The sequence below is a fragment of the Chloroflexus sp. genome (assembly GCF_034435895.1).
Taxonomy (GTDB): Bacteria; Chloroflexota; Chloroflexia; order Chloroflexales; family Chloroflexaceae; genus Chloroflexus.
Map to the genome: position 1 here is coordinate 1 of NZ_DAOTWH010000143.1, position 7,550 is coordinate 7,550.

The 7,550-nt window shown below is 56.4% G+C and carries 9 protein-coding genes; 6 read left to right on the forward strand and 3 right to left on the reverse strand.

Annotation, left to right across the window (positions count from 1 at the left end; translation table 11 throughout):
• Positions 1 to 627: 627 nt before the first annotated feature.
• Together U9R81_RS08430 and U9R81_RS08435 are read right to left on the reverse strand one after the other, a co-directional pair.
• Complete coding sequence (locus U9R81_RS08430) at positions 628 to 981, reverse strand: DUF5615 family PIN-like protein (protein ID WP_322495039.1); 354 nt, start codon at positions 979 to 981, stop codon at positions 628 to 630.
• Positions 978 to 1,199: a DUF433 domain-containing protein gene (locus U9R81_RS08435; RefSeq protein WP_322495047.1), complete on the reverse strand. Its 222-nt coding sequence runs from the start codon at positions 1,197 to 1,199 to the stop codon at positions 978 to 980. Before U9R81_RS08435 ends, U9R81_RS08430 begins: the two co-directional genes overlap by 4 nt.
• A 197-nt stretch (positions 1,200 to 1,396) precedes the next feature.
• On the opposite strand from U9R81_RS08435, the gene U9R81_RS08440 reads away from it, so the two are divergent.
• The 6 genes from U9R81_RS08440 to U9R81_RS08465 all read left to right on the forward strand — a co-directional run bounded on the left by U9R81_RS08440 (position 1,397) and on the right by U9R81_RS08465 (position 7,084).
• A complete protein-coding gene (locus U9R81_RS08440; protein WP_322495040.1) occupies positions 1,397 to 2,860 on the forward strand; it encodes a replication-associated recombination protein A in 1,464 nt (487 codons plus the stop codon).
• 40 nt (positions 2,861 to 2,900) lie between these two features.
• Complete coding sequence (locus U9R81_RS08445; protein ID WP_322495041.1) at positions 2,901 to 4,058, forward strand: FAD-binding oxidoreductase; 1,158 nt, start codon at positions 2,901 to 2,903, stop codon at positions 4,056 to 4,058.
• 14 nt (positions 4,059 to 4,072) lie between these two features.
• Positions 4,073 to 4,318: a hypothetical protein gene (locus U9R81_RS08450; protein ID WP_322495042.1), complete on the forward strand. Its 246-nt coding sequence runs from the start codon at positions 4,073 to 4,075 to the stop codon at positions 4,316 to 4,318.
• A 383-nt stretch (positions 4,319 to 4,701) separates the two neighbouring features.
• Positions 4,702 to 5,496 carry a XamI family restriction endonuclease gene (locus U9R81_RS08455; protein WP_322495043.1) on the forward strand — a complete coding sequence of 265 codons (795 nt, stop codon included), beginning with the start codon at positions 4,702 to 4,704 and terminating at the stop codon, positions 5,494 to 5,496.
• Between the two features lie 18 nt (positions 5,497 to 5,514).
• A complete protein-coding gene (locus U9R81_RS08460) occupies positions 5,515 to 6,144 on the forward strand; it encodes an Eco57I restriction-modification methylase domain-containing protein (protein WP_322495044.1) in 630 nt (209 codons plus the stop codon).
• 187 nt (positions 6,145 to 6,331) lie between these two features.
• The gene (locus tag U9R81_RS08465; RefSeq protein ID WP_322495045.1) at positions 6,332 to 7,084 is read left to right on the forward strand and encodes a hypothetical protein; all 753 of its coding nucleotides are present in this window, start codon (positions 6,332 to 6,334) and stop codon (positions 7,082 to 7,084) included.
• 11 nt (positions 7,085 to 7,095) lie between these two features.
• Here U9R81_RS08465 and U9R81_RS08470 read toward each other — a convergent pair.
• Positions 7,096 to 7,550, reverse strand: a 455-nt coding sequence (locus tag U9R81_RS08470; RefSeq protein WP_322495046.1) for an ABC transporter ATP-binding protein, incomplete at its 5' end; no start/stop codon positions are given.

The window sequence follows — 7,550 nt, forward strand, 5'->3', positions numbered from 1 at the left end:
CGGCACCCAGCACGGCTGGGTGTCGCCCGACTGAAGCAATCTCCCGCTGCAGCGCGGCGCATGCCTGAGCGGATTCCTCTCGCTCTTGGAGGAGATTGCTTTACCGCGCTCTGCGCGGCGCGCAATGACAGATGGAGAGCGGGGGTGGGGTTCGGTTGTTATTGCGAGGGGGCGTAGCCCCCGAAGCAATCTCCCACCGCAGCGCAGACCAATGGCCTACAGGCATGCTGCCCGCACTCGCGGGGGATTGCTTCGCTCCGCAGGACAGCGCGGTGCGCTGCCCCTTCGCTCCGCTCGCAATGACAAGAGGGGAGCTGGCGCACTATACCTGCCGCCACCAACAAAAACACCGGCAACCGTGAAGATTGCCGGTGTTCGTGCCTCTGGCGCTCCGCCAGCAGAGGGAAGAGGAAGGCGGAAGAGGGGCAACGGGGAGCACAAGAGGTGAGGTACAGTTTGTGAGGTTCGCTACAGTTGCCTCTCTGCTGGCGGGCAGCGCCGTCTTCACTTACCTGTAGCATACGCCTTGGAGTTACAACCCGGCAATAGTTCTTTGATACTCTCTGCCATGACCCATGTGGTTTGCATCTATATTTATTTACTTTACATTTATACTTAACTAATCCGTCAGAGGTTCAGTTCGCCGGCACGGATAATCTCTAGCAAGGAGCTATCTGGGTCTTGGGCAAATGAGGTAATGCTTGAATAATTCCGGCGGATGATAGCTTCAATGGCGGCAGTTGTACAATTACCAACTCGTAGCCAAATGATCTTGGGTGGGCTACCACGTAACTTTAACAAACCGTTAAAATCCGATTCTTTGGTCACGATGATATAATTACCATATCTTGCAAATGACCAGACCGCAATATCTTCAGCCCGATCGAGACCATGAAAAGTTACATGACTTGATTCAGGAAAAAGATCAGCGAGATTATGAACCAATTTTCGGGAAATATGATGATCAAACAGTAATTTCATGCAGGAATCACCGTAACTATTCGCTCACGATCAACAGCAAAGGCCAGACAAGCCTGAAAATCTTCTATAGTTAGATCAGAAAAGTCAGCCAAAATTTCCGCAACATTCATTCCAGCAGCAAGATAGGATAAAATATCATAAACTGTATAGCGCAAACCACGAATGATTGGCTTGCCGCTACGGATAGCAGGATTGACGACAATGATCGACTGATACATTTTTTCCACTGATACACCTCAACTGCACCGATAACGTCCGAACTTATTGCAGTATTGAAGCACATCAGCCTGCCACCATGCAGAAGCAGGCAAGATTGTCAGCTTGCCGGCGCCCCGGCGCGAGCGCAAACTGATGCGGGCCTAAGATATGCTACAATCAGGAATAGTACGATCAACGACTCAACGAACTGTTGCCTATGCCGCCCAAACCGCGAGGCCCAACTTTGTTTGATGCGCAACGCCAACAAGCGTTGCAGAACCAAGCGCCGCTGGCGGCGCGCATGCGACCGCGCACGCTCGATGAGTTCGTCGGGCAGGGCCACATTATCGGCGAGGGCAAGCTGCTGCGACGTGCGATTGCCAACGATCAGCTCTTCTCGCTGATCTTGTGGGGGCCGCCGGGCAGCGGCAAAACCACGTTGGCCCAAATCATCGCCAACAGCACCAATGCCCACTTCGAGCCGCTCAGCGCGGTGAGCGCCGGGGTGAACGATCTGCGCCGGGTGGTGCAAGAGGCCAAAGACCGGCTGGGCATGTTTCAACAGCGCAGCGTCGTCTTTATTGATGAAATCCACCGCTTCAACAAGAGCCAGCAAGACGCGATCTTGCCCTATGTCGAAGACGGCACGATCATTCTGATCGGCGCCACGACCGAAAACCCGTCATTTGAGGTTAATTCGGCTTTGCTCTCGCGGGTGCGGGTATTTACGCTAGAGGCGCTGAGCGATGAAGAGATCGGGATCTTGATCGATCGGGCGTTGAGCGATCGCGAGCGCGGGTTGGGTGAGCTGAAGATTATGCTCGCTAGCGATGCCCGCAGTTACTTAATCAATATGTCAAATGGCGACGCTCGCACCGCGCTGAATGCGCTCGAAGCGGCAGCCCGCTCGAAGCCGCCGGCGATCGGCGAGACGCGCTTGATCACGGTGGACGATATTCGCGATGCGCTGCAAAGCCGGGCCGTGCGCTACGATAAACACGGCGAGCTGCACTTCGATGCGATCTCGGCGCTCCACAAGAGCGTGCGCGGTAGCGATCCCGACGGCGCGTTGTACTGGCTGGGGCGGATGCTCGACGGCGGCGAGGATCCGCTGTACATTGCTCGCCGGTTGGTGCGGATCGCAGTCGAGGATATTGGTTTAGCTGACCCGCACGCCTTGCCGCAGACGATCGCTGCCCAGCAGGCGGTGCATTTTCTCGGCCAGCCGGAAGGCGAATTGGCGCTGGCGCAGGCGGTAGTCTACCTCTGCCTCGCGCCGAAGAGCAATGCCCTCTACCGAGCCTACGGTGCGGTGCAGCGCGACGTGGCCGAGACGCGCAACGAGCCGGTGCCGCTCCATTTGCGCAACGCACCCACCGCGCTGATGAAACGGCTGGGGTATGGCCGCGGTTACGAGTACGCGCACGACCTGCCAGAGGGGCGATCTGATCAAGAACACCTGCCGCCGAATCTCGCCGGACGGATCTACTATGAGCCAACCGGACGCGGGTTTGAGGCGGTGGCCCGCGAGCGGTTGGCGTGGCGCGAAGAGCGCCGGCAACGCGCAACCCCGCCGCCTACCACACCAACACCGGCGGAAGAGTTGGCCCTTGGCGAAGAACCACAGTTGCCGCCAGAGGACGTACCGCCGCGACGACGCGGCAAACGGAGCACATTGTAGGGGCATAGCGCTGCTATGCCCCCGACCGAGGAACACACCAATGATCGACCGAGCACAAGTCGTCATTATCGGTGCAGGCGTTATCGGCGCGAGCATTGCCTTTCACTTGGCCGAACGCGGCCTGCGCGACGTGGTCATCCTAGAACGCGAAGAGACCGAAATCAGCGGCAGCACGGCCCGCTCGGCTGCTGGAGTGCGCCACCAATTCTCGTTGCGCACCAATGTTTTGCTCTCGCGCTATAGCATCGAACGGCTGCGCCACTTTGAGGAAGAGGTCGGCGGCCACGCCGAATTGCGGCAGGTGGGGTATCTGTTCCTCATTAACGACGAAGCGACGTGGGCGCAATATCTGCGCAACGTGGCGATGCAACGCGAGCTGGGGGTGCGGGTCGAGACGCTTACTCCGGAAGAAGCGGCGCGTTTTGTGCCGCAAATGCGGATCGACGACCTGATTGGGGCTACCTTCGGCCCTGACGACGGCTACTGCGATCCCTACGGCATCGCGCTCGGCTATTTGCGCGCCGCCCAACGCCACGGCGTGCGGCTGCGGCGCGGGATGCCGGTGACCGGGTTTCAGATTACCGGCGGGCGGGTAACGGCAGTAGAAACGCCATCCGGGCCGGTCGGCTGTGACATAGTAATCAACTGCGCCGGGCCGTGGGCAGGTGAAGTGGCGGCGTTAGCCGGCCTCGACCTGCCGGTGCGACCCTACCGCCGCAACGTCTATATGACGACCCCCTTCCCAGCGATTAGCGCGCCGATCCCGTTGACGATCGATGTCGGCACCGGCTTCTATATGCGGCGCGAAGGCCAGAGCATCTTGATGGGTCGCTCGAATCCAGCCGAACCAAGCAGCACCAATACTAATGTGGACTGGGATTGGCTGGAAGCAGTGATCGAAGCCGGCATCCACCGCTTCCCGATTCTGGAGACGGCAGGGTTGGCCGAACAGCAGTGCTGGGCCGGTTTGTACGAAATCACACCGGATCACAACCCAATCCTTGGCCAGCATCCAGATTTAGAGGGCTATATCGATGCCAGCGGCTTTAGCGGCCATGGCATCATGCACGCGCCAGCAACCGGTTTGTTGATCGCCGAAGAGGTGATTGACGGACGGGCGCATACGATCAATATTGACGAGCTGCGGATCGACCGGTTCCGCAGCGACCAACTTGCATCCGAATTCAATGTTATCTAACGAGGTGAAGAACCATGACGCTTGACGAAGCGATTGCCGAGATTCAGCGCCGGATTGCCGCTGCCAGCCCCAGTGCAGTCACGCGAGTAACGCGCGTTTCTGCCGAAGAGGCGAGCATTCGAGCTTACGCACCTGCCGCTGACGAGCAGGCAATTAAGAATGCGACGAATGAGTTTACTATGTCGCTGTTGACCAACGAGGGGCTTGACGTGCAGGTATTGGTGTACGACATCACGACATCGTTGCCGCCAGAGGAGTAGGGAAAACGGGTATATCGCCGAATTGCGCATCATCGACTCAGCATCGCAATAACCCCGCCTCCAACTCGCCTTGAATGGCACGGAGGGCGGGGTCATATTTCATTGCCAAACTAAAACATCTGTACTATAGTAAGGAGGGAGCGAGTGTTCAAATCAAACTGTTGCAAGGCGTTGCACGCTGATATATATTCCTATCACGCTCAGATAAAGATTGCACGATGATCTACCTCAACCTCGATAAACCACAATGATGGAAACAAGACATTGCACAATCGGTAGATTATTTTAATCGCTGGTTCATCACATTTGCTCCAGAGGCGTTCCGAGCAGCACGTGAAGGCACGATTGAACGCACTCAACAAACATTGCAGATCTGCGCTGATTTGCGCGCGATCACGCCAGAAGCGCTGAAACAGAAATCAGATACACTCACAGTATTACGCATGTGTACGGCGCCACCGCTCGCAATCGATCGCTTAGCTGGTTTGGCTGGCGTTAACCGGCGCCTTGTCCAAGAAATGGAGCATAATCGATTGCCAGCACAACTACGTGAACACGAACTGAATAAGCAATTACAAAAGCTCTGTGACACTAGTAGCCAATTGCTCGACATCGATCTTTTCCCATGGTTAAAGGAAGGACAAAATGTTGAGGTGACACCAGATGATCGTACACGAGCCGCCACAATTATTGCTGATCGCTTATGCAATACTTTAGCGAACCCCATCATTCGCAACGAGCAAGAGCGTCGCCAACTTCGTTTGATAGCAACATTTTTCGAACAGCATGGATATACTAAACAATCAGTAGCTAGCACTGTGCCGATTTCAACCATGCGCGCCGGTACATACGCAATCCGATTGAACATCATCGCCGGCAAAGAAAGACCGATCAACATTCCAATCGATGTCGTTATTCAACCCAAAAACGCGCTCCCTCAACAAATTCCCATTTTTATTGAGGCAAAGTCAGCCGGTGACTTCGTTAACCCAAACGAGCGCCGGAAAGAAGAAGCTAACAAGATGCAACACTTACGAGCAGCTTTTGGTAACAATATCCGGTACATATTATTTCTGTGCGGATATTTTGGAAGCAATTATCTAGGTTATGAAGCTGCTGAAGGCATTGATTGGGTTTGGGAGCATCGCATAGAAGATTTAGCTCTCTTGATCGATTAGTAACAAGAAAACAAACGTATGGATCATTCTCTGCTCACCCAACTTGAAACCATCCGGCAAAGCCAGCAACACCGCTTCGACAGCCGGACACCAGCAGAACAACGCAATCGCCGGGGCCAATTTGCCACGCCGCCGCTGCTTGCGCGAGAGATTGCGCGGTATCTACGCATGGTAGCTGGAGATAATCTTCCGAATCTATCATTCGCCGATCCAGCGCTCGGCAGCGGAAGCCTGTATGCAGCCGCACTGGCCGAGTTCGGAGCCGAGCGGATTGTCTCTGCCATCGGGATTGAAATTGATGAGGATCGCGGTTCAATCGCGCGCACCATATGGGCAGAGACAGGTTTACGGGTTGTATGCGGCGATTGTATTGCGTTTATCACGAACGATCACTCGACTCCCAACTTGATCATTGCCAATCCGCCATACGTGCGTCATCATCATCTCGACCCGGCAACCAAACGCCGGCTGCAGGCGTTGACCGCGCAACGCACCGGAATTCACGTTTCAGGATTGGCCGGTCTATACGTTTACGTGGTACTGCTAAGCATGGCGTGGCTGGCACGAAGTGGCTATGCGGCTTGGCTCTTACCGGCAGAATGGATGGATGTGGGTTACGGCGCTTTTTCTGCGAACAAGCGACATTGATCCGCATCCACCGGTTTCATCCGGCAGACTGCCAATTCGCCGATGCACTCGTTTCGTCAACCGTCGTTGTGCTGCGCAACGAGCCGCCACCACCCGATCATTGCGTGGCGATTTCGACTGGTGGCACTCTCTTGCAACCACAGATGTTGCGCACTGTTCCACTAACCAGTTTGAGCGCAATGCGTCCTTGGTCAGCGATTGGCGCTGCAATCACATCAACCAGCGAAGTATCACCGGGCGACCACCTTTCTTTTTGGGCGACCTGTTTGACATCCGGCGCGGAATCGTGACCGGCGGCAATGACTTTTTCATTCTCAAACGCGCCACAGCACGCCAGCTTGGCTTACCCGATGCATACCTCCGGCTAATGCTGCCGCCGCCACGCTTTTTGACCACCACCGTGATTGAGGCCGATGACGATGGTTATCCATGCCTTCAACCGCAACTCTGCTTGATTGATTGTGATCTCGCCGAAGAGCAGGTACGCGAACAATACCCTGCTTTATGGGCTTACGTTCAGACCGCCCCTGCCGAATTGCGCCAACGGTATCTCGTGCGCCGGCGTACGCCATGGTACTGGCAAGAGCGGCGCGATCCGGCGCCATTCCTCTGTACCTATATGGGACGCCGCACAGACCGCAAGTCACCCTTCCGCCTAATCTGGAACCGTTCCCAAGCCATCCCGCCCAACGTCTATCTGATACTCTATCCGAAAGGCGAACTGGCGAGACTTCTACATCAAGAGCCTGATCGCATCGCCGAACTGTTTGCCATCTTGCAAGATATTAACGTGGCCGAATTCGCTGTCACAAGCCGGGTATATGGCGGTGGTTTGCATAAGCTCGAACCCAGCGAACTAGCACGAGTACCAGCAACCAAATTGGTTGAGCGTTGGCCGGAAGTGGCCGGAGAAGCGGCGGTGCAGGAATCTTTGTGGTAAGCAGATGCTGATTATCGCCATCCCTCCTCACCCCGCTCGCCATTCATCAACACCTGCTGCAACTGCCGTTTGAGACGGGCAAAGGCTGGATCGGTGACGAGGGTGTACGAGCGCGGGCGGGGCAGCTCGACGCGCAGTTCAAGCGCGATGCGGGCCGGGCGCGGAGTGAGGACATAGATGCGGTCGGCGAGGATGATCGCCTCATCGATGTCGTGGGTGACGAGCAAGACGGTGCGATCGAGCCGATCCCACAGCGCGAGCAGCCACTGTTGCAGTTGGGCGCGGGTAAGGGCATCGAGCGCGCCGAAGGGTTCGTCGAGCAGCATGATCGGGCGGTGCCAGAGGACGGTGCGCAGGAAGGCGGCGCGCTGGCGCATGCCGCCTGACAGCAGGGCCGGGCGAGCATCACCCCAGCCTTGCAAACCAAAATCGGCCAGTAACGCGCGCGCTTCGCGGCGGGCCGCCG

Bases quoted from the DNA above. Each gene is read 5' to 3' on its own strand.
- U9R81_RS08460 (WP_322495044.1), top strand. From the start codon at position 5,515: ATGGATCATTCTCTGCTCACCCAACTTGAAACCATCCGGCAAAGCCAG.
- U9R81_RS08440 (WP_322495040.1), top strand. From the start codon at position 1,397: ATGCCGCCCAAACCGCGAGGCCCAACTTTGTTTGATGCGCAACGCCAA.
- U9R81_RS08445 (WP_322495041.1), top strand. From the start codon at position 2,901: ATGATCGACCGAGCACAAGTCGTCATTATCGGTGCAGGCGTTATCGGC.
- U9R81_RS08435 (WP_322495047.1), bottom strand. From the start codon at position 1,199: ATGTATCAGTCGATCATTGTCGTCAATCCTGCTATCCGTAGCGGCAAG.
- U9R81_RS08430 (WP_322495039.1), bottom strand. From the start codon at position 981: ATGAAATTACTGTTTGATCATCATATTTCCCGAAAATTGGTTCATAAT.
- U9R81_RS08450 (WP_322495042.1), top strand. From the start codon at position 4,073: ATGACGCTTGACGAAGCGATTGCCGAGATTCAGCGCCGGATTGCCGCT.